The sequence below is a fragment of the Streptomyces sp. NPDC040405 genome (genome assembly GCF_055595765.1).
Genome location: NZ_JBVIVI010000017.1, coordinates 97,118 through 117,864 on the forward strand (window position 1 = coordinate 97,118; position 20,747 = coordinate 117,864).

The 20,747-nt window shown below is 72.1% G+C and carries 20 protein-coding genes, 2 tRNA genes and 1 pseudogene; 13 read left to right on the forward strand and 10 right to left on the reverse strand.

What is annotated here, in order from left to right; all coding sequences use genetic code 11:
- The first annotated feature begins 84 nt into the window (after positions 1 to 84).
- Complete coding sequence (locus tag ACZ59A_RS40545; protein ID WP_470969695.1) at positions 85 to 1,122, forward strand: ABC-2 transporter permease; 1,038 nt, start codon at positions 85 to 87, stop codon at positions 1,120 to 1,122.
- 92 nt (positions 1,123 to 1,214) lie between these two features.
- On the opposite strand, the gene ACZ59A_RS40550 is transcribed toward ACZ59A_RS40545, so the two are convergent.
- A tRNA-OTHER gene (locus tag ACZ59A_RS40550) sits at positions 1,215 to 1,286 on the reverse strand.
- Between the two features lie 35 nt (positions 1,287 to 1,321).
- On the reverse strand, positions 1,322 to 1,633 hold the full coding sequence (locus tag ACZ59A_RS40555) for a helix-turn-helix domain-containing protein (RefSeq protein WP_470969698.1): 312 nt from the start codon (positions 1,631 to 1,633) through the stop codon (positions 1,322 to 1,324).
- Positions 1,634 to 2,074: 441 nt separating this feature from the next.
- Between ACZ59A_RS40555 and ACZ59A_RS40560 the strand changes: the two genes are divergently transcribed.
- Positions 2,075 to 2,482, forward strand: coding sequence for an ATP-binding protein (locus tag ACZ59A_RS40560; protein WP_470969700.1), 408 nt, complete (start codon positions 2,075 to 2,077; stop codon positions 2,480 to 2,482).
- Positions 2,483 to 2,570: 88 nt separating this feature from the next.
- Here ACZ59A_RS40560 and ACZ59A_RS40565 read toward each other — a convergent pair.
- Together ACZ59A_RS40565 and ACZ59A_RS40570 are read right to left on the reverse strand one after the other, a co-directional pair.
- Positions 2,571 to 2,642, reverse strand: a tRNA-OTHER gene (locus tag ACZ59A_RS40565).
- Positions 2,643 to 2,707: 65 nt separating this feature from the next.
- Complete coding sequence (locus ACZ59A_RS40570; protein ID WP_470969703.1) at positions 2,708 to 3,697, reverse strand: LysR family transcriptional regulator; 990 nt, start codon at positions 3,695 to 3,697, stop codon at positions 2,708 to 2,710.
- Between the two features lie 322 nt (positions 3,698 to 4,019).
- On the opposite strand from ACZ59A_RS40570, the gene ACZ59A_RS40575 reads away from it, so the two are divergent.
- The 6 genes from ACZ59A_RS40575 to ACZ59A_RS40600 are packed head-to-tail and all read left to right on the forward strand — an operon-like array spanning position 4,020 to position 11,228.
- Positions 4,020 to 5,126: an aminotransferase class I/II-fold pyridoxal phosphate-dependent enzyme gene (locus ACZ59A_RS40575; protein ID WP_470969706.1), complete on the forward strand. Its 1,107-nt coding sequence runs from the start codon at positions 4,020 to 4,022 to the stop codon at positions 5,124 to 5,126.
- Positions 5,123 to 6,148: a polyprenyl synthetase family protein gene (locus ACZ59A_RS40580; protein ID WP_470969709.1), complete on the forward strand. Its 1,026-nt coding sequence runs from the start codon at positions 5,123 to 5,125 to the stop codon at positions 6,146 to 6,148. The genes ACZ59A_RS40575 and ACZ59A_RS40580 overlap by 4 nt, the downstream gene beginning before the upstream one ends.
- On the forward strand, positions 6,145 to 7,371 hold the full coding sequence (locus ACZ59A_RS40585; RefSeq protein WP_470969711.1) for a UbiA family prenyltransferase: 1,227 nt from the start codon (positions 6,145 to 6,147) through the stop codon (positions 7,369 to 7,371). Before ACZ59A_RS40580 ends, ACZ59A_RS40585 begins: the two co-directional genes overlap by 4 nt.
- Positions 7,365 to 9,074: a prenyltransferase/squalene oxidase repeat-containing protein gene (locus tag ACZ59A_RS40590; protein ID WP_470969714.1), complete on the forward strand. Its 1,710-nt coding sequence runs from the start codon at positions 7,365 to 7,367 to the stop codon at positions 9,072 to 9,074. Before ACZ59A_RS40585 ends, ACZ59A_RS40590 begins: the two co-directional genes overlap by 7 nt.
- Positions 9,071 to 10,354, forward strand: a complete 1,284-nt coding sequence (locus tag ACZ59A_RS40595) for an FAD-dependent oxidoreductase (RefSeq protein ID WP_470969717.1) — start codon at positions 9,071 to 9,073, stop codon at positions 10,352 to 10,354. The genes ACZ59A_RS40590 and ACZ59A_RS40595 overlap by 4 nt, the downstream gene beginning before the upstream one ends.
- A gap of 13 nt (positions 10,355 to 10,367) precedes the next feature.
- The gene (locus ACZ59A_RS40600) at positions 10,368 to 11,228 is read left to right on the forward strand and encodes a TauD/TfdA dioxygenase family protein (RefSeq protein ID WP_470969720.1); all 861 of its coding nucleotides are present in this window, start codon (positions 10,368 to 10,370) and stop codon (positions 11,226 to 11,228) included.
- A gap of 76 nt (positions 11,229 to 11,304) precedes the next feature.
- Here the strand turns inward: ACZ59A_RS40600 and ACZ59A_RS40605 are convergent, their stop codons facing one another.
- Together ACZ59A_RS40605 and ACZ59A_RS40610 are read right to left on the reverse strand one after the other, a co-directional pair.
- Positions 11,305 to 12,285 carry a sulfotransferase family protein gene (locus ACZ59A_RS40605; RefSeq protein WP_470969722.1) on the reverse strand — a complete coding sequence of 327 codons (981 nt, stop codon included), beginning with the start codon at positions 12,283 to 12,285 and terminating at the stop codon, positions 11,305 to 11,307.
- 118 nt (positions 12,286 to 12,403) lie between these two features.
- Positions 12,404 to 13,438 carry an aldo/keto reductase gene (locus ACZ59A_RS40610; RefSeq protein ID WP_470969725.1) on the reverse strand — a complete coding sequence of 345 codons (1,035 nt, stop codon included), beginning with the start codon at positions 13,436 to 13,438 and terminating at the stop codon, positions 12,404 to 12,406.
- 81 nt (positions 13,439 to 13,519) lie between these two features.
- Between ACZ59A_RS40610 and ACZ59A_RS40615 the strand changes: the two genes are divergently transcribed.
- A complete protein-coding gene (locus tag ACZ59A_RS40615) occupies positions 13,520 to 14,140 on the forward strand; it encodes a TetR/AcrR family transcriptional regulator (protein WP_470969727.1) in 621 nt (206 codons plus the stop codon).
- Here ACZ59A_RS40615 and ACZ59A_RS40620 read toward each other — a convergent pair.
- Together ACZ59A_RS40620 and ACZ59A_RS40625 are read right to left on the reverse strand one after the other, a co-directional pair.
- A complete protein-coding gene (locus ACZ59A_RS40620) occupies positions 14,128 to 15,468 on the reverse strand; it encodes an MFS transporter (RefSeq protein WP_470969730.1) in 1,341 nt (446 codons plus the stop codon). The two genes, ACZ59A_RS40615 and ACZ59A_RS40620, sit on opposite strands and share 13 nt — an antisense overlap.
- Before the next feature lie 106 nt (positions 15,469 to 15,574).
- Positions 15,575 to 15,916: pseudogene (locus ACZ59A_RS40625) on the reverse strand (LysE family translocator); the annotation flags it as partial.
- Positions 15,917 to 16,131: 215 nt separating this feature from the next.
- Here ACZ59A_RS40625 and ACZ59A_RS40630 point away from each other — a divergent pair.
- From ACZ59A_RS40630 to ACZ59A_RS40645, 4 genes are all read left to right on the forward strand, one after another.
- Positions 16,132 to 16,524 (forward strand): hypothetical protein, encoded by a 393-nt coding sequence (locus ACZ59A_RS40630; RefSeq protein WP_470969732.1) that lies wholly within the window; start codon positions 16,132 to 16,134, stop codon positions 16,522 to 16,524.
- 139 nt (positions 16,525 to 16,663) lie between these two features.
- Positions 16,664 to 17,395, forward strand: a complete 732-nt coding sequence (locus ACZ59A_RS40635; RefSeq protein ID WP_470969734.1) for a ferritin-like domain-containing protein — start codon at positions 16,664 to 16,666, stop codon at positions 17,393 to 17,395.
- Positions 17,396 to 17,541: 146 nt separating this feature from the next.
- Positions 17,542 to 18,792 (forward strand): helix-turn-helix domain-containing protein, encoded by a 1,251-nt coding sequence (locus ACZ59A_RS40640; RefSeq protein ID WP_470969737.1) that lies wholly within the window; start codon positions 17,542 to 17,544, stop codon positions 18,790 to 18,792.
- Between the two features lie 73 nt (positions 18,793 to 18,865).
- Complete coding sequence (locus tag ACZ59A_RS40645) at positions 18,866 to 19,297, forward strand: hypothetical protein (RefSeq protein WP_470969739.1); 432 nt, start codon at positions 18,866 to 18,868, stop codon at positions 19,295 to 19,297.
- 156 nt (positions 19,298 to 19,453) lie between these two features.
- Here ACZ59A_RS40645 and ACZ59A_RS40650 read toward each other — a convergent pair whose 3' ends face one another.
- On the reverse strand, positions 19,454 to 19,810 hold the full coding sequence (locus ACZ59A_RS40650; protein WP_470969742.1) for a darcynin family protein: 357 nt from the start codon (positions 19,808 to 19,810) through the stop codon (positions 19,454 to 19,456).
- Between the two features lie 149 nt (positions 19,811 to 19,959).
- The gene (locus tag ACZ59A_RS40655; RefSeq protein ID WP_470969745.1) at positions 19,960 to 20,397 is read right to left on the reverse strand and encodes a peptidase inhibitor family I36 protein; all 438 of its coding nucleotides are present in this window, start codon (positions 20,395 to 20,397) and stop codon (positions 19,960 to 19,962) included.
- Between the last annotated feature and the right edge of the window lie 350 nt (positions 20,398 to 20,747).

Here is a 20,747-nt window from a genome sequence, read left to right on the forward strand (position 1 = left end):
AAACGACTGGCGAACCATTTCCGCCGGGTGTTGTCCGGGCCACGTCGTGCGCTATGCCGGGATTGTCCGTTCTAGCGTGGGCGCATGGCGGACGACGACTCCCCGGGGGCCCGGTCCCCGTGGGCCCGGTTCAAGCGCACCCCGTTCTTCCCGGCCACGGTCATCGTGCTGATCATCTCGGCGGGTGCGGGGCTCTTCGCGGGCTCGTACACCTTCGCCTTCGCGAACCCCACCCCGCGCCAGATCGCCGTCGCCGTCGTGAGCACCCCGCAGGGCGCCGCCCCGCCCCGGCGCTTCGTCGCCGGGATGGAGAAGGCGCTGAACGCCTCGCTGCGGCTGCGCCGGGAACCCTCGTACGGCCGCGCCCGCTGGGCCGTCGAGGAGCAGCAGGTCTTCGGGATCCTGCGGATGCGCGGCCGGGGCGTCGAACTGGGCCTGTCCTCCGCCGCGGGCGCCAGCGTCGCCCAGGTGCTCGCCTCGGCCGGTACGAAGGTGGGCCGGGCGGTGGGCGTGCCCGTCGCCGTACGGGACCTGAAGCCGCTCCAGCCGGGCGATCCGCGGGGCCTCGCGGTCTTCTACATCTCGCTGGCCGCGGTGATCATGGGCTTCCTCGGCGCCGTCCAGCTGAGCGTCAACGCGGCCGGCCTGAACCCGGCCGAGCGGATCGCCTTCACCGTCGCGTACGCCCTGCTCGGCGCCTTCGTCATCGCCGCGATCGTCGACTGGGGGCTCGGCGCGCTGACCCTCCCCTTCGCCGGGTCCTGGGGGATCCTCGCCCTGACCATGTTCACCTCGGGGGTGGTCTTCTCCATGTTCAACGTCCTGTTCGGACGGTGGGCGCTCATCCCCACCTGGGGGCTGATGGTCCTCCTGGGCAACCCCTCCTCGGGCGGCGCGGTCTCCTGGCCGCTGCTCCCGTCCCTGCTCGGCCTCGTCGGCCGCTGGCTTCCGCCGGGCGCCTCGGTCAACGCCCAGCACACTGCCGTCTACTTCGGCGAGCACCAGCACGCCTTTCCGTTCCTGGTGCTGGCGGGCTGGTCGCTCGTCTCCGTCGTGGTCTTCTGGACCTGGCGCCACCGCCACCCGGGCGGCCGCCCGGACCGGGCCACGCCGGATTCCTGAACGCGGGCAGACGCGGGAAGACATGGGCAGACGTGGACAGACGCGGTCAGACGAAAAGATCCCCCTCCTGGAACCAGGAGGGGGATCTTTCATGGAGCGCCGAGCAGGCCTTGCACCTACATCCCTCGTTTGGAGACGAGTATCTTTCCTTAGACGACCGACGCATCAACCTCCGCCCGTCAGGGCGGCGTTGCAAGATCTACTTTACCCCATCCGGCTCCTGGTTGACGCGCCTGGCCTCTTCGAGCTGATCTTCCAGAGCGACGATGCGGCACGCGGCGTCGATCGGGGTGCCCTGATCGACCAGCTCGCGGGCGCGGGCGGCGATGCGCAGCTGGTGGCGCGAGTAGCGGCGGTGGCCGCCCTCCGAGCGCAACGGCGTGATGAGACCGGCTTCGCCGATGGCTCGCAGAAAGGTCGGGGTGGTGCCGAGCAGATCGGCGGCACGGCCCATGGTGTAGGCGGGGTAATCGTCATCGTCCAGGCGGCTGTGCTGCCTGCCTTCGGCCATTGACTCCTCATCTTCATGTCGTCGGTCGCGCGTCGAGGGGCCCTGGCGCCGTATCGGCTCCAGGGCCCCGAGGGGTTCAACACCATTGTCCGCGTACCCGTCTGAGACGACAGGTGTGCGGGGATCGCGGATATCTGACCGGGGACCACCTTCCCTTCCGGGGCGTGCGGTACCCGAGCGGACTCAACTCTTCGCCCGGGCGATCCTGATGGTGTCCGCCTCCTTGTCGTCGGTGTCTGCCGCGCCTCGCGGGCGCCGTGACTACGACAGGGAATCTAACTCTCGCGATCCGCTCATGTCTACCGTCTCCACGACAGATTTTCTCCGGCAGGGAAGATCGAAGAACTGGGGTGTGTGCGGCAGTCAAGCGTGCGGCGCGGCAGAGCGGGCACACGAGCCTCTGCAAAGCGGCATATCCGATCCGACCAGGGGTGTACGCGTATGAACGGCACGAAGACCGCCAACGCTCGGCCCACGGCCTCGACCGTGGTGCGGGGCGACAGTCCTGGCGGCATACATCGCACCCGCGCCGTCACCCGGGCCTTCACCAGGGGTCTCACCCCGGCCCCGCACTCGGACGCGGCCGACGCCATCCTCCTGGTGGTGTCCGAACTCGCCACCAACGCGCTGCGCCATGGCGGCGGCCGGTACACCCTCGAACTCTCCGCCGGTCCCGACACGGTGACCGTCGCCGTCAGCGACCCGAACCCGGCGGCTCCCCGGGCTCGTCCGCCCGACCTGATGACCGGCACCGGCGGCTTCGGCTGGCACATGGTCCGCCGGCTGTCCCGGGAGGTGACCATCGCCCGCGGCCGCGGCAAGACGATCTACGCAAGCCTTCCCCGCTGAGCCCGTCGAGGCCGCTGAGCCCGCCGGCCGCGCATGGCCCCGCACATGCGAAAAATCCCTCCCCTGGCATCAGGAGAGGGATCTTTCATGGAGCGCCGAGCAGGCCTTGCACCTACATCCCTCGTTTGGAGACGAGTATCTTGCCTTAGACGACCGACGCATCAACTTCCGCCCCTCGGGGCGGCGTTGCAAGATCTACTCTACCCCATCGCGGCGCCCGCGCCCTCACCCCGCGGCCTTCGCCGCCCGCGCCAGCCGTAACGGGGCGAGGTCCCCGTCCGCCGCGCGATGGTCCTCCACCGCCTCCCGCAGGGCCGTGAGCATCGCCTCCACCGCGGGGACCCGTGTCGTCTCCGCGCGCAGCAGGGCGTGCACGCGGCGCGGCGGCCAGTCGCGGAGGGGGCGGGCCACCACCCGCGGGTCGGGGTGCGGCGGCAGGGCCAGGCCCTCCGCGACGGCCGCGCCCACGCCGTGGGCGACCAGGTCATGGGCGGTGGCGGGGTCGTTGGTGAGGGCGACGGTGCGCGGTTCGAAGCCCGCCCTGGCGCAGGCGGCGGTGAACTCGTCGCGGTCCTCGTCCAGCACCCAGGACTCGTCGGCCAGCGCACTGAGGGGGATTGTCCGCAGGTCGGCCAGTGGGTGGTCGACCGGGAGCAGCACACAGCGCGGATCGCTGATCAGCGGGAGGTCCACCCACTCGGCCTCGGGGTCATCGCTCTGTTCGTCGGGCTGTTCGTCGGGCTGTTCGTCGGGGCGGGAGCCGTCGCGGACGCTCACCAGGGCCACGTCGGTCGTCCCCTCCCGCAGCGAGCGGTACGCGTCCGGGGAGGTGGCCCGCTCCAGGACGATCTGCACATCGGGCCGGGCGGACCGCAGCCGGGCCACCGCGCCGGGCAGCAGCGAGGCGCAGGCGCTGTGGATCGCGGACACCCGCACCGTGCCGCGCGCGTGGGCGGCGTACGTACGGAATTCGTCCTCGACGGCCCCCAGGGCGGACAGCACCACCTCGGCGTGCTGGGCCAGTCGGTGGCCCGCCGGGGTGAGCCGTACCCCGCGCCCCGACCGGACGGCGAGCTGGACGCCGATGGTGCGTTCCAGCGCGCGCATTCGGTAACTGACGGCGGGCTGGGTGTAACCCAGCAATTCGGCGGCGGCGGTGTAGGAACCCGCGCGCGCCACGCCTGCTATGACCGCTAACTGGTGGATGTCGAGCACATGAACACTGTAAAAGGTGTTTATGGATGCCGGGAAGATCCTTATTGGACGTATGGTCCCGGCGCCCTCCACACTCAGGGAGGCGGCCGAGTGACGGCCGCTGGTCTACAGGTTCGATAGCCGCGACTGCCGAACGGACCGCGCGCGACGGCGCGTTGTGGCGTTCACCTCGGGATCGCCCCGCGATGCGAGTGCGCTGGGCCCGCCGAGCTTATTTTCGTATTCACCGCCGCCTCCACCACCGACCACCCCCATCATTCGGTGTGCTGCCGATCCAAACCTTGCGGGATTTCCCTAGAATTTCCGCGGATTGGAATGGAACATGTCTGACAAAGACGGCTGGAACAGAATGCAACCGGTGCTCGCACAGGGCGCCGTGCAACATCAGATGTCGCTGAACGAGACCTCCCATCCACCCCTTCCCTCCGTCTTGCGGGCCGTTTCGGAAACCGCCGCCGAAGCCCATCGCACCCTGGACGCGCTGGGATTCGGCCTGTCCCGGACCATCGCCGAGCACCTGGGGGTGGCGCCCGGGGACGTCGCCGTCGGGCCCGGCTCCGGCGCGCTGCTGCAGCTGCTGTTCTCCGGCCACACCGGGCCGGACACCCACACCGTGCATGCCTGGCCGTCCTGGGAGGCGTACCCGATGATGGCGGCCAACGCCGCCTCCGGCACCGTGCGGGTGCCGCTGCGGGACGAGACGCACGACCTGGAGGCGCTGGCGGCGGCCGTCACCGACGAGACGCGCCTGGTCATCGTCTGCAACCCCAACAACCCCACCGGCACCGCCGTCGGCGAGGCGGCGCTGCGGAGCTTCCTGGGCCTGCTCCCCGCCCATGTCACCGTGGTGATCGACGAGGCGTACATCGACTTCGCCGACCCGGACGCCGCCTCCGTCGCCCACGGCATCGAGCTGTACCGGGAGGACGAGCGGGTGTGCGTGGTGCGCACCTTCTCCAAGTCGTACGGCCTGCTCAGCCTGCGCGTCGGCTACCTCGTGGGGCACGAGCGCGCCCTCGCGCCGCTGCGTGGCGCCCTGATGTTCCACCGGGTGGGCGCCGCCGCCCAGGCCGCGGCCGTCGCGGCGCTCGCCGAGTCCGCCGCGATCCGCCGCCAGTGCGAGGAGACCGCCCGCGAGCGGGAGCGGCTGTACGGGGTCCTGACCGAACAGGGCTGGCAGGTGACGCCCAGCCAGGCCAACTTCCTGTGGCTGCCGATGGAGTCAGGGGTCGAGCGCTTCACCCAGTTCTGCGCGGACCACGGCGTGCTGGTGTGCGGCAAGCCGGGCGAGGGCGTACGGGTGACCATCGCCGAGCCCGCGGCGAACGACGCGTTCGCGCTGCTGGCCGCGAAACTGCGCGATGCGGAGGGGCGCGGCGCGGAAGGGCACACCGGAGGGGCGGCCCAGGCCGACGAGGAGGCGCCGTGAGCGCCGCCCCGCACCCCGCGGTGACCGCCCCGGCGGATCCGCTCTCCGCCGCCCACCCGACCCTCGCCCGGCTGCTGCGCGACCTCGAATCCCGCTGGCCGTCCGGCGGCGAGCGGGTCCACCGGATATCCCGCTACGCCCTGCTGCCCGCGGGCAAACTGCTGCGCCCGCTGCTGCTCGTGGAGTCGGCCAGGGCCGTGGGCGGCGGCTACGAGGAGACCCTGCCCGCCGCGCTCGGCGTCGAGTATCTGCACGCCGGGTCGCTGGTCCACGACGACGTCATCGACGGTGACGCGCTGCGCCGCGGCCGCCCCACGGTCGTGGCACGGTACGGCGTCGCGGACGCCGTCGTCACCGGCGACGCCCTGATCATGGGCATGTTCGCCGCCGTCGCCGAGTGCGCCGACCAGGGCCTGCCCGCGGACCGGCTGCTGGAAGCCGTACGGCTCCTGGCCCACGCGGGGGTCGATCTGTGCCGCGGCCAGGCGATGGAGACCGAGCTGTGCGGGGACGCGGCGTGCGGGCTCGACCGCTACCTCACGATGATCTCACTCAAGACCGGTGCGCTCTTCCGCGGCGCCTGCCACGCCGGGGCCCTGCTCGGCGGCGGCGACGCCACCGCGCAGCGGGCCCTCACCGGCTACGCCGAACACCTCGGGCTCGCCTTCCAGATGCACGACGACCTGCTGCCGTACACCAGCGAAACGGCCGCCACCGGCAAGTCCGGCTTGAGCGACACCGCCAACGGACGCCCCACCTTCCCCGTGCTCATGGCGTACGAGCGGGCCGGCGCCGCCGACCGCGAAGCCCTGCGGACCGCGCTGCGGGGGACGCTGCCCGCGCCGGACGCCTTCGACTCCGTACGCCGCGTCCTGGACTCCACCGACGCGCTGCGGGCCGCGCGCGAGCGCACCCGTGCGGAGGTCGCCCGCGCCAAGGACTGCCTCGCGGAACTCCCGCCGACCGAGGGCTCCGCCGTGCTCGCCGCCCTCGCGGACTTCTCCGCCGACCGGGAGCGGTGACCGTGCCCGGGGCGCTCGCCACCGCGCTCGCCACCGGCTGCGGGGCCCATCTGCAGACCTGGCGGCTGTACACCCTGTCGTACCCCGGCCTGGTCGGCCTGGCCGGTGCCGCGCTGGCCGACGGCTCACCCTCGTCGGCGCATCTGTGGGCCGCCTGGGCCGCACCGACCCTGAGCTGGATCGCCGGGCACTACCTCGGCGACTACTTCGACCGCGACCTGGACGCCACGGCCAAGCCCCAGCGCCCGATCCCCTCGGGGCGGCTGAGCCCCCGCGCGGCCGTGGCGTCCGGCCTGGTGTGCGCCCTCGCCGCCGCCGTCGTCACCGCGCTGGCCGCCTGGAGCGCGCTGCTGCTGGTCGCGGCGGGCATGGCGGGCATCGTCGCGTACAGCAAGGTGTTCAAGGGCCGCGGGCTGTCCGGCAACGCGGTGCGGGGCGCGCTGACGGCACTCACCGTCGTCTTCGGCGCGCTGACGGCCGGAACGGAGCCCCGGTGGCCCGCGGTGCTGCTCGCCGCCCTCGCCTTCTGGGCCCACGACACGGCGTCCAACCTGGTCGGCACCCTGCGCGACGTCGAAGGCGACCGCGGCGGCGGCTACCGCACGCTCCCCGTCCTCCGCGGCGTCCGCTACGCGGCGCGCACCGCCGCCCTGCTGTACGCGGCCGCCGTCGTCACCGCCGCGGCCTGCGTACCGCTGGCCGCCCCAGGCGGGCGGACCGCCTTCGGCGCCCTCCTGCTGACCGCGGCGGCCTGCGGCATCAGCGCCTTCACCCCGCTGCTGCGCGGCGCGGCCCCGCTGACCCCCGTACGGGCGTTACGGGCCCACGAGGTGCTGGTCGCCGAGCGGCTGATCCTGGCGGGCGCGGTGCTGTCCGGCGGCTGGGGCCCGGCCCCGGCCCTGGCGGTGCTGGTCCCGCTGCTGGTCCTCAGCGTCCTGACCCAGTCCAGGATGCGCGCCCGCCACGAGTTCCCGCCGGACGACGGGGAGGCGGAGTCGCACCCCGCCACCGCCAACGCGGCCCCCCGCCCGGCCCCCGCCGAGGGGGCGGGCCCCCGCCTGGGCACCGGCACCCGCACGGGGCGGCGTGCGGAGTCGGGCCCGCGTCCGGATCCGGATCCGGACGCCCCGGACGTGGGCCCGGACCCGCATCCGGACCGGCGTCCCGATCCGCGCCAGACCCTCCGCGCCGCACTACGGAAGGACCGTCCGAGCCCATGGTGACCTCACCCTCCACCGACCGGATCGACGCCGCCGTCACGGCCGGTGCCGAGGCGCTCTTCGCCCGGCGGCGCCCGGACGGGGTGTTCGCCCCCGACGCGACGGAAGACCGGTTCTCCCCGGCGAACACTGCCCTCGCCCTCATCGCCCTCCGCCTCGCGGACCCCGGGGCGGACGGCGACGCGCTCCTCACCCGCGGCGTCGACCGGCTCGTCAAGGCGCAGCGCGACAGCGGCGGGTGGGCCATGCGCGGGGTGCCCGACGAGGTGCTGACCACCGCCGTCGTCACCGACGCGCTCGACCTGGTCGCCCCGCGCCACGCGGCCCCCGCCGTACGCGCCGGGCGGCAGCGGCTGGCGCAACTGGGCGGCCCCGAGGCGCTGCCTGAGCCGGTGATGGCGGGGCTGATCCGGCAGTTCGGCGCCCTCGCGGGGCGGCTGGACGAGTCGGTGCTGCCCCGCCTCCCGCTGGAGTTGCTGCTGCTCCGCGGGCCCGCGCGGCGGCTGCTCAGCCTGCGGCTGCCGATCCTCGCGAGCATGGCGCTCGGCCAGGCCACGGTGCGCCGCCGCACCCAGGGGCTGGTGCGGCGACGGCTCAACGCCCTGGCCCGGCCCGCCGCGCTGGCCGTCGTCCGCGAGGCGTACGAACGGGAGGGCGCGAGCGGGGCGTTCAGCACCGACCCCTGGCTGACCGGCCTCATCTGCGTCGGCACCACCCGCTCCGGCCTCGCCCCGGACATCGTGCGGGACGCCACCGCGTGGCTGCGGTCGGCGGCCGACGCGGACGGCGGGTGGGAGCTGATGCCGCTGGACGTCACCTGGTCGAGCTTCGCCGCCTCCGCCCTCCTGGAGGCGGGGTACGCACAGGACCCCCGGCTGACGGAGACCCGCGCGATGTTCCAGGCGCGCCAGCAGAACACCCCGTTCGCCGCCCTCGGCTGCCCGCCCGGCTACTGGGGCTTCTCCAGCGCGCACAGCTGGCCCATGGCGCTGGAGACCGCCGAGATCAGCTCGGTGCTGCTCCGCCTCCCCGGCGGCGGCAACGACTCGCACGTACGGCGCGGCATCGACTGGCTGACCCGGACGCAGGACTCCGCGGGCTCCTGGAGCCTGGCCGTACGGAACAGCAAGCCGGGCGGGTTCGGCCCCTGCCCGCAGATGACGGCCAAGGCGGTCCGCGCGCTGCTGGACCACGGCGCGGGCGCCGACGACCGGCGCGTGGTGAAGGCCGTGCGCTGGCTCGTGGCGCGGCAGCGGGCGGACGGTTCGTACGAGGCCCTGTGGTACCGGGGCCGTACGGCGGGCACGTCGGTGGTGCTGGAAACCCTGTGCCGCACGGTGGGCGCCGGGCATCCGGCGGCCGTCCGGGCGGCCGCGTGGCTGCTGAGCGTCCAGCACGACGACGGCTCCTGGGGCGGCGCCTCCGCGGGCGAGGACGGCGCCGCGCCGGGCACCGTGGAGGACACGGCCTGGGCGCTGTACGCGCTGCTCGCCGCGGGCCACGACGCCGGGTCGCGGCCCGTGACGGCCGCCGCGCGCCATCTGACGGACGCCCAGCGGCCGGACGGCGGCTGGGCCGGATCGCCGGTGAACGAGTACATCCGCTTCTGCTACCGCTACGCCGACGACGTGATCGCCTCCGGGCTCGCCCTCCGCGCCCTGGCCAGGCTGCGCACGGCCACCTCGTCCCCGGGGGGCTCCGCATGAGCGAGCGGAACACACCGTACGACGCCGTCGTATGCGGCGCGGGCGCCGGAGGGCTCGCCTCCGCGCGCGCCCTGGGGGAGCTGGGCCTGCGCGTCCTCGTCGTCGACAAGCAGCGCGAGCCGCGTCCGGTCGCCAAGGGCGAGGTGCTCCAGCCCGGCGCGCTGCGCGTGCTGCGCCGCTGGGGGACCGAACGGCTGCTGGAGCGGCGGGCCGGGGTGCGGATGGGCCGCCTGGTGGTCCGGGCGCCGGCCGGGACGCCGCTGATGGCGCTGGACTACGGCCGCCTCCCCGAGGGCGACCGGTGGCTGCTCTCCCACGACCACCTCACCATCCTGGACGCGCTGGCCGAGGGGATCGGCCCGACCGTGGAGGTGCGCCGGGGAGCCCTGGTCGAGGAGGCCCTGCACGACGGCTCGGGACGCGTCCGCGGCGTGGCGATCACCGAGGGCGGACGGCGGTACGAGGTCCGCGCGCCGCTGACGGTCGCCGCGGACGGCATCTCGTCCCGGCTGCGCCGCGCGGCGGGCATCGACGCCCGGCGCGTGGACTACCCGCACCGCCTGGTGTCGTTCGACCTCGCGGGCGCGCCCCGCCCGGACGACTTCTCGGCGTACCTCAGCGCGCGCGGGCTGCGGCTGGTGTACGCGCTGCCCGGCGACCGGGTGCGGCTGTACGTACAGGCCGCGCCCGACGAACTGCGCGGCGGCCGCGACCGGGCGGCCCTGGCCGCCTGGGCCGAGGGGGTGGTGGCGGAGGTGCCCGCGCTGGAGCCGCTGTCCGGGCCGCTGCTGGCAGGTCTGGACAGCAGACAGCTGCTGCCGGTGTCCCGCTTCCTCTCACCCCGGCTGGCCGTCCCCGGGATGGCCTTCGTCGGCGAGGCCGCGTACGCCGTGCACCCGATGGCCGCCCAGGGCATGAACACCGCGATCACCTGCGCCGCCTCCCTCGCCGACCGGCTCGCCGACCATCTCGACGGAGCCGCGCCCACCGCCACCACCGTGGACGCGGCGCTGCGCGCCTACGAGGCCGAGCGGCGGCCGATCCTCGCTCAGGCCGCCACCACCAGCGACAACGCGGCCCGCATGGTCACCGACCTGACCTGGCGCGGCCGGGTCGTGGGGCGGCGGGCGGTCCGGTTCACCGGGCGCAATCCCCGGCTGCTGCACACCGTCACGTACAACATGTCCGGCCTGGGCCCCCGCCCGATGACGTTCCTGGACCGCCTCCACCAGCTCGGCGTCCTGCCCGACCCCCGCGCCCACCGCGTCCCCCAGACCTGAAAGGACGGCACTTATGCCGAAACAGGAAGCAGTCGTACGCCCGGTGTCCGGCGCCCTCGGCGCGGAGATCTTCGGGATGGATCTGACGAACGTCGACGACGCCGACTTCGAGCGGATCCGTGAGCTGCTGCTGCGCTACCTGGTGATCTTCTTCCCGGACCAGTCCCACCTGACCCCGGAGGCCCACATCGCCCTCGGCAAGCGCTTCGGCGAGGTGGAGACGCATCCGTTCCTGCCGAAGGTCGAGGGGTATCCGGAGCTGGCGCTGATCGAGTCCGACAAGGGCGGCAAGGCCGACGAGTGGCACATCGACGTCACCTTCAGCCCCAACCCGCCGGTCGCCTCGATCCTGCACCTGGTCACCTGCCCGGAGTCCGGCGGCGACACGATGTGGAGCAACCAGTACCTGGCGTACGAGACGCTGTCCGAGCCGTACCGCGAGATGCTCGACGGGCTGACCGCCGTCCACGTCCTCAAGGCGCCCGAGGTCGGCGAGATGAAGGCCGAGCACCCGGTGGTGCGGATCCACCCGGAGACCGGGCGCCGCTCGCTGTACGTCACCCGCATGTGGTCGTCGCACATTCCGCAGCTCAGCAGGCACGAGAGCGACGCCGTCCTGCAGTTCCTCTTCGAGCACTCCGAGCAGCCGATCTTCAACTGCCGCTACCGCTGGCAGCCCGGCGCGGTGGCCATGTGGGACAACAGGGCGACCCAGCACCTGGCCATCAACGACTACTCCGCCTACCGCAAGGGCCAGCGGGTCACCATCCTCGGCGACCACCCGACCGGCGACGCCCCGCGCTGGAAGAACTACGAGCGGCGCGGCGACGAGCGCTACTACCCGCGCCGCGTCAACGCCAAGGCGGGCTACTGACGATGCCGCCCCTGTACGGCCCCGCGCCCGGGGCCGTACAGCGAGGCGCGTCCGCGAGGTGCACCTACGAGGCGCCCTATGCCCCCAGCGCCCGCTCCCCCGCCGCGACGCTCTCCCGCAGCGCGGCCCGCTCCTCCTCCGGCAGCCGCTCGGCGCTGCCGCGCCGCCCGCCGTCCAGCAGCACGCGCGCCCCGGCCAGCCACCCGGACAGCGGCTCGACGCCGAGGTGCGCCGCCAGGCGGGTGAGTTCGGCGTCGGGGGCGTCGAGCAGCGCCTCGTACGACAGCGGCAGCACCAGCCCCTCGGGCAGCGCGTCGAGGTGTCCCCTCCCCTCGATCACGGTGTCCGACCACAGCCGCCCGAACTCGGCGAGCGGCACGGGCCGCGTCAACAGGGGCTTGACCTCGGCGCTTTCGTCGCTCATCAGCGCGGCCAGCTCGCCCGGAACGTCGCCGCCCTCCCGCATCAGCTGGATCATCCGGAAGCCGGGGTGGCGGCTCATCGACAGCGCGCAGTCGGCCCCGTCCCGGTACAGATGGACGAACCGCGCCTCGGGGAACGCCTCCCGCAGCCGGGGCACCAGCCGCAGCGAGTACCCGGACCGCTCCACCACGGCCCGGCTGCCGAACCGCTCGGCCAGCGCGTCGAACAGCGCCCGGTGATGCTCCGCCACCGGCCCCCGGGGCCGCCCGCACAGCACCGGCCGCAGCGCGTCGAACAGCGCGTCCGGGTCGTCGCTCAGATGCGGCAGCGTCGTCAGCGACACCGCCGGAATCCCGTCCCCCGCCGCAGAGAACCGCCCTCCCGAGCCGGGATACGTGTGCTCCGGCAGCCCGAAGCCCTCCCGGATGAGCCGGTTGGCGAACGCCGGGGGAGTGGCGAGGATGTTCCAGAACTCCTCCCCGGTCAGCGGCCCATCGGGAAGCGCGCTCGGCTCCAGGGAGGCCATCAGCTCGCTCAGGCTGAGGACGTGGGGGTGCAGACGCAGCACCTCCGACAGGGCGGTGGAGCCACACCGTCCGGTTCCGACGACGAAGGTCAACGGCCGTGCTGCCATGTCTCTCCCGGGGCGTTGGGGGAACGCCGGAACCGCACCATGACCGGCCCCGGACTCCTGAGCGCCGCCTACCCACCCGGCTCGCCCGTACCCCTGCGCCCGTCCCTTACCAGGGGCATCACCACATCGGCGGGTTGAGCCGGGCGAAGGCTTCCTGCCGCTGGTAGGGAAAGTAGGGATAGGGGGCCGTCCGGTCGCTCGCCGCGTCGAGTCTCGCCATCTGGTCGGGCGTGAGCGCCCAGCCGAGGGCGCCGAGATTCTGGCGGAGCTGTTTCTCGTCGCGGGCGCCGATGATGACGGAGGCGACGGTCGGCCGCCGCAGCAGCCAGTTGAGGGCGATCTGCGGTACGGCCTTGCCGGTCTCCTCCGCGATCTCGTCCAGGGCGTCGACCACGCGGTAGAGGTGTTCGTCCTCGACCGGCGGGCCGAAGTCGGCGGTCTGATGCAGTCGGCTGTGCGCCGGTAGCGGTGTGCCGCGCCGGACCTTGCCGGTGAGCCGCCCCCAGCCCAACGGGCTCCACACGAGCGCCCCCAGCCCCTGGTCGAGCCCGAGCGGCATCAGCTCCCATTCGTAGTCGCGGCCGAGGAGGGAGTAGTAGACCTGGTGGGCCACATAGCGGCGATGGCCGCGCTCGTCGGCGATGGCGAGGGACTTCATGGTCTGCCAGCCGGAGAAGTTGGAGATTCCGGTGTAGCGGACCTTCCCCGCCCGTACGAGGTCGTCCAGCGTGGCCAGGACTTCCTCGATGGGCGTCCCCGCGTCGAAGGCGTGGAGCTGGAACAGGTCGAGGTAGTCGGTGCCGAGGCGGCGCAGGGCGTTCTCGCAGGCGGTGATCAGACGCGCGCGGGAGGTACCGGCGTCCCCCGGTCCTTCCCCTGTCGGCAGGCCGGTCTTGGTGGACACGATCACCTGATCCCGGCGGCCCTTGATCGCCGCTCCGAGCACCTCTTCGGAGGCGCCGTCGGAGTACACGTCGGCGGTGTCGAACATCGTGATCCCCGCGTCGAGGCAGATGTCCACGAGCCGTCGCGCCTCAGCCGCGTCGGTGGTTCCCCAGGCGCCGAACAGCGGCCCCCGGCCACCGAAGGTGCCGGTCCCGAAGCTCAGCACGGGGACCTTGAGCCCGGATGCGCCCAGCCGTCTGTATTCCATGACCCGCTCCTCTAATGGTTCTGCTGTCCCATTAATCTGAACGTAGCAGGCGCGGACGGCTAACGGAACAGGAGTCCCGTTATGGATGATGGTCAGGCGGACCCGGGAACGCTCCGCCCGGGCGGACGCACGGCCAGGGTCAGGGCGGCGGTGCTGCGGGCGGCCGGGGACACCCTGGCGGAGCAGGGCTTCGCCCACCTGGATCTCGTGGAGGTCGCGCGGCGTGCCGAGGTGGGCAGGACGACCGTCTACCGCCGCTGGTCCACCGTGACCGGCCTGGTGGCCGACCTGCTGATGGACATGGCCGAGCAGTCGCTCCCGCGCACCGAGACCGGCTCGCTGCTCGGCGACCTGACGGCCAATGCCCGGCTCGTACGGCGGACCCTGGCCGATCCGCGGCAGGGAGCCCTGTTCAAGGCGGTGATCGCTGCCGCCACCTGCGACCCGAAGGCGGCCGAGGCCCTGCACCGCTTCTACGAGATCCGGGTCGAGGAGTGGGCGCCCTGCGTGCGCCAGGCCATCGACCGCGGGGAAGTCCCCGAGGGCACTGATGTGTACGAAGTGATCCGGGCCGTCTCCGCGCCCCTCTACTACCGCCTGCTGACCAGCGGCCTCCCGCTGGACGAAGCAGCCGCGGACCGTGCCGCCGAGGCCACCGCGGCGGCGGCCTCGGCGGGGGCGTACGTGGGTCAGACGGCCTGACTCTCCGCCGCCTCGGCCTCCCGCGGCGGGGCCTCGCGGTCCCTTCGCACATGGGGGTTGGTCTCGGGAGCGGCCGCCACCGCGATCACGGTGATCACGCCCATGCCGATCAGGAACAGCGCGATCGGCCAGGACGCCCCCGACCACGCCAGCAGCGCGGTGGCGACGATCGGGGAGAACCCGCCCACGATCATCGACGCCAGCTCGTGCCCGAGGGCGAGGCCGCTGTAGGCGACCCGGCTGGCGAAGAGTTCGGTGAAGAACGCGGGCTGGGTGCCGATCATCGCCCCGTGGCCGATCACGACCGCCACGAAGATGGCCACGAAGATCAGCACCGGGTCGCGCGAGTCGAACATCGCGAAGAACGGATACGCCCACACGATCACCGCGACCGCGCCCCCGATGTACACCGGGCGGCGCCCGATCCGGTCGGACAGCGCCCCGAACATGGGCATCGCGAACGACTCGGCCAGCATCCCCACCACGACCGCGGCCAGCACCACTCCGTTGCCCACGCCGATCTTGGCCGCGTAGGACAGGCTGAAGGTGAGGAAGAGATAGCTCGCGCCGGTCTCGGCGACCCGCGCGCCGAAGGCGATCAGCACGGACCTGGGGTGGGTACGGAGGACATCGAGGATCGGCGGCGCGGACTTCTCCGGCTTCGCCGCCGCCTCCTCCCGGAACGCGGGCGTCTCCATGATCCGCATCCGGATCAGCAGCCCGACGGCGGTGAGCAGGATGCCGACCATGAACGGAATCCGCCATCCCCAGGCGAGGAAGGACTCCTCGGTGGTCACCCCCTGGGCCAGCGCGAAGACGGAGGCGGAGAGGACGAACCCGAGCCCCACGCCGGTCTGGCTCCAGGCCGAGTAGTAGCCGCGGCGGTGGCTCGGCGCGTGTTCGCTGACGATCAGCACGCCCCCGCCCCACTCGCCGCCGACCGCGATGCCCTGCACGATCCGCAGCACGATCAGCAGCACCGGCGCCCAGACGCCGATGGCGGCGTAGGTCGGCAGCAGGCCGATCAGGAACGTCGCGACGCCCATGATCACCAGGGTGATGACCAGCATCGACTTACGGCCAAGCCGGTCACCGAAGTGCCCGAAGACGATGCCGCCGAGCGGCCGGGCGAGGAAGCCGACCGCGTTGGTGCCGAAGGCGGCGATCGTGCCCACGAGGGGGTCGAAGGTGGGGAAGAACAGGGTGTTGAACACGAGCGCGGCGGCCGTGCCGTAGAGGAAGAAGTCGTACCACTCCAACGCACTACCGAACAGGCTTGCGATCGCTGCCTTGCGTACTTCGCGCGGGGCGCCCGTCTCATCTGCCATGCCGACTCTCCAATGTCGCGGCTCGGCTTTGGACGGAGATTGTTCGCCGTGGCTTCCGCGGCGGGAACGAAGGCGTTCCGGTCACCGGGACGAGGTGCCCTCCGGGTCAGGTCCGCGTCGTGGCGACCTTGACCCCGAACCCGATCAGGACCACACCGGTCACCCGGTCCAAGGCGCGCCGCACGGCGGGCCGTTCGAAGAAGCCGCGGGCCTTGGCCAGCAGCATCACATAGCCGCTGAGATAGACGGCGGTGATCGTCGCGTGCAGCAGCACCAGGAGCGCCATCCCCAGGTGGGGAGAGACCCCGGCGGGCGCGAGCGTCGGCAGAAGACCGGTATAGAACACGGCGATCTTCGGATTGAACACATTGCTGACCAGGCCGGTCCGCCAGGGATTCCCCGCCGGAGCGGCCGCCTCCGCCGCCGGGGCGTCGGCACGTCCACGACGGCCCGCCACATGGCCGCGCACCCGCATGTTGTCGTCCAAGATCCGTACGACGCCACCCACCGGGGCATCCGGTTCCGCCGTGCACCCGTATGCTCCGTACGCTTCCCTCATTAGTAGTATTTGCACACTTTTCTGCCTTACTTTCCCCTCCACCCGGTCACGTCTTCTCACGGCGTCGGTCTCGTCCAGGGACCCGCGACGAAAGGAAGACAGACATGCGTGGAAGGCTCGTCATCGCCGCCGGTGCATTGGCCATGGCCCTGACGCCAGGCGTCGCGTGGGCGGCACACGACGGCGGTGCCCAGGAGTCCGGTTCCTACGGCGCCGAGGCGTCCGTTTCCCACGGAGACCCCCGCCCCGGCGAGGGCGTGCCCGGATACGAGCTGGTCACCCTGCCCAATGAGAACGTCCCCAACTTCCAGCGCCGCACGGTGTACTGCCCCCACGGCAAGAAGGTCCTCGGCGGCGGCGCCGAGGCCCGCGGCAACACCGCCATCCTCGTCGGCAGCTTCCCCACCGACGACGGAACCGGCTGGATCGGCCTGGGCCGGCAGACCGACACCGACAACGTGGGCATCAGCGTCTTCGCCATCTGCGCCGACGCCTGACCGACGCGCACGCAAAGGCCCCGCCGGACAACCCCGTCAGGGCCTGTCGCCGTCCGACAGCAGGTGGAACGGTTCGGTATCCGCGTGCGTCGTCCCTCTCCGGGGCACGGTGGCCGTGTCCCGGAAATGGGGAGACCGGGTGTATACGGGCGGCTTCGCCAAGTGGACAAGGCGGTTCGAGGAGGAGCGCGCGTACCGGGACGCCCAGGGCGATCCGGACTGGGGGCAAGGCGCGACACCGCATCCAGCGGTCTGGGCCAGCATCCAGCGCTTCCAGGTCGGCGAGGACGGCGACGGAGCCAACCTCATAGGCAAGGCGGACCAGGCGGGCGACGCCGACTACGGGCAGGCGGTCCGGCTCTTCATCGCCGAGGAACAGAATCACGCGCGTCTACTTGCCCGCCTGCTGGCCGCGGGGGGCCAACCGACCCTGCCCGGCCACTGGAGCGACGCGCTCTTCGTACGGCTGCGGCGTCTCTTGGGCCTACGCATGGAACTGCTGGTGCTGATGGTCGCGGAAGTGGTGGCCCTGCGCTATTACCGGGCCCTGCGCGACGGCACCGACGACCCGCTCACCGCGGATGTGGCGGGGCGGATCCTGTCCGACGAGCAGCGCCATGTCCCGTTCCACTGCGAGCGACTGCACGCCTCCCTGGCGGAACTGCCCCGCGCCACGCGCCGCCCGGTGATGGCCCTCTGGCGACTCCTTCTGCTCGCCACCTCCCTAGCCGTCGCCGCCGACCACGGCCCGGCCCTGCGGCGACTCGACATCGGACGCCTGCGATTCGTGGCCGACGTCATGACCTCGTCCCACCCGGTGGTCTCCGCAGTGCTGGCGCCCCGCCCAGACGCATGGACGAGCGCGGGCTGACACCACACGGAGGCAGCGTCGGCGGATGACGTCGAGAGCGGTTGACGCGGGATGGCCGTCCTCGGCCCGGGAGTGAACGGCCTCACATGACAAGGGGCTTGCCCCATACCCTGGCAGCGACGAGCTGGACAGAGAGGGGCAAGGTCATGCCATCTGATGTCACTCCGGACCCGATGGGCCACCCGCTGGTCTTCGGCCAGCGCATGCAGGTCCTCCGTACACGTCGAGGGATGAGCCGTACGGTCCTCGCGGGGCTGCTCGGCAAGTCTCCGAGCTGGGTGAAGCAGGTGGAGAACGGCACGCTTCACACGCCGGGGTTGCCCATGATCTTGCGCGTCGCCGAGGTGCTGCGCGTTCGCAACCTCGGTGAACTCACGGGCGATCAGACCATGCCCGTCGACCTCTTCATCGGCCCCGGTCACACCAAGCTGCCTGCCGTGCGGGACGCGATCGACGCGTTCCCCTTCGACACCGACCGCGAGGCGCCTTCGGCCGAGCACTTGAGGGCTCGCCTCGCACGTGCCTGGTCCGCCCGCCATTCCGCGCCCAACCACCGCGAGGTGATCGGCGGTCTCCTGCCGGGCCTCATCCGGGATGCGCAGCTCGCCGTCCGCCAGGCCGACCGTGCGCCCGAACGGCGAGCGGCACAGGCGGTGCTCGCCGAGGTCTACAGCCTGAGCCAGTTCTTCATCGCCTACCAGCCGGACTCCGCCCTGCTGTGGCGCGTGGCCGAGCGTGGCATGGTCGCCGCCCAGGAGAGCGGGGACCCGCACGCGATCGGCGTCGCCGCCTGGCTCACCGCTCAGGCCCACCGCGACAGCGGGCCCGGCCACTTCGACGCGGCCGACGCGGTCACCCTCAAGACGCTGCGCCACCTGACCCCGCTGCTGCCGGACGCGTCGGACGACGTACGTGCCATCGCCGGTGCCCTGCAGTTCGAGGCCGGGTACACCGCCGCCCGCCGCGGGGACACCGGCACCGCCTGGAGCTACTGGGACACAGCCCGCAAGATGGCCAAGCGGCTGCCCGCCGACTACTACCACCCGGCGACGTCGTTCTCCCGGGCCGTCATGGGCGCGCACGCGGTCACGGTCGCCGTCGAGCTGCACGCGGGCGGGGAATCCGTACGGCAGGCTGCGAAGGCGGATGCCGGGACGATTCCGTCGCGGCCGCGCCGAGCCCGGCACCGGATCGAGGAGGCCAGGGGCTTTCAGCTGGACGGGCAGCCCGAGACCGCTCTGGCGACGCTGGACAAGGCGTACGAGGCCGCGCCGGAGACCATCCGCTACAACGGCTACGCCCGCCGCATCATCCTGGAAGAGACCGAGTCGAAGTCCCCGGTGCAACGCCATCGCGCTGCCGAACTCGCGGTGAAGGTCGGCGTATTGGCCGCCTGAACGTTCGAGGGGCAGAAACCCTGCCCCTTCCCCGCTCCCGGCGCTCCTACGGTCGGTCATCACCTGACCGCCGATGACGCCGGGAGACCCCGTGCATGCCCAACCCACAACACCCGCCCCATGGACGCCGCCGCGCGGCAGTGACGTCGCGATGGTCAAGGTCGGCCCTCACTGGGACGTCCTGCGCGCGCCCGCTGAGGTCGGCGAACGGGCGTTGAGGTTACTCGGTGACGCGTCCGGCGCCGTCATCGCCGACTACGGCCTGATGTACTGGCTCATCCCGGCGGGCGGTGCCCAGGACTGGCAAGGCTTGCAGCAGGTACAGGCCCTGGGCGCGCACGGCGCCGAGGTCACGTACGTCGGCGTACCGCCCGCGCACTGGAGGGATGGCCCGCGCCTGCACTGGCGCGTCCCGGTGGGGCCGGACCGGTACCTCACCGACCCCGGTCGGCTTCGCGAGGCCCTGGTGCGGGCGATCGCCACCGAGGGGACGACGGCCCGGTGAGCGTCCAGGTCTGCGCCCGATGCCAAACGACCACCCGACAGCCGGTCGTGGTCGCGATCGAGTACAGCGCGAGCGACCCGCGGAGCGCGGTCGATGAACGCACACCAGACTCGTGGCCGCCGTCTTGATCCGTCGGAGGACAGGCAGACATCGATGTCAGTCGCGCTGCCCCGTCCGGCGCTCGTAGTCGGCGAACCCGTCCTCGACCGTCGGCAGCACCAATTCGACCCGGAAGTAGGGCACGCTCCACAGCGGACTGTCGCGAAGACCTTCGAAGAGGTCGGACCAGGCTGTCAGGTCGCCTGTCGTCGCGACCAGGACATCGGACGGAGCGGCCGCCCATGCCTCGGCGTCGAACCACCGGACTTGGACGGCCGGGTGCTCGTCCAGCAGCGGCTGTACGTGCTCAGCGATGATCCGCTGACGCTGCGGCCTGTCGAGGGCGAGCCACGTGGGCAGGGCCGTCAGGTGAACGAATATGGTGAACCGAGTTTGTGCTGAGTCGTCGCTCATGCGCACATTGTGGATCAACGGCCGAGTTGCCGTTACCCCCTTTGGGCGGGTGCTCCGCGCCCAGGTTGGCCGCAGGTGGCCTCGGCAACGAAGAAGCCCCCTCCAGGCGAACCAGGAGGGGGCTGCCGGGGCCGGGCAAAGGAATCTGCCTAGCAGCGGGCGACGGTCTTGGCGCTCTCGGCCTCGTCGTTGAAGACCACGCCGTACTTCAGGTTGTTGTTGGACGTGTGCGGCTTGACGCAGATCGAGTAGCCCGAGTAGTCGTCGTTGTCGTAGATCCGGACGTTGTAGCCGGTGTTGTTGATCAGCGACGTGATCTCGTTGTCACCGTTCCAACCGTCTATCTGGTACTTCTGGTTGGTGCCGGTGGGCTTCCAATTGACGTACTTGCTGCCGGTGTAGCTGGCGTCCTCGTACATGCACATGCGCCCGGAGTCGCAGCTCCAGCCCTGGGCTTCGACAGCGGTGCCCTCCTGCGCGTACGCCGGGACGGTTCCGAGGGCGACGATCGCGGTCGTCGCGGCGAACCCGATGGCCGCGCCGCGACCGAGGCGGCCCACGAGGGCCTTCGTCTTCGAACCTGACATGCCTTGTTCCCCCAACTTTCTCATGAGGCACTTGTCGTACCCCTGGCGCCGCGTTGCCGGGCGGCTCCGGGCGGAGCCGCGGCCGATGGGCGCGGAGCTCCTGGATCGGGCCACCTTCGGAAGCGACTTAAGTTGCGCATGGTCTGACCGAAGGGGACCGGTTAGGTACTTTAAAAAGTCGGTCTGTATCTGATCAACCGATTTTCCGAGTCGTCGTCCGAGGGCCGCTCGACTACTGGCTGGGACCCGCGACGCCGCCGCCTCGCTGGACGGGCAGCGGAAGGCGCTCGGGAGCCTCGGAGGCAGGTTCTCCCGAGGCCGTTGGCGTACTGAGCACGAAAAAGCCCCCT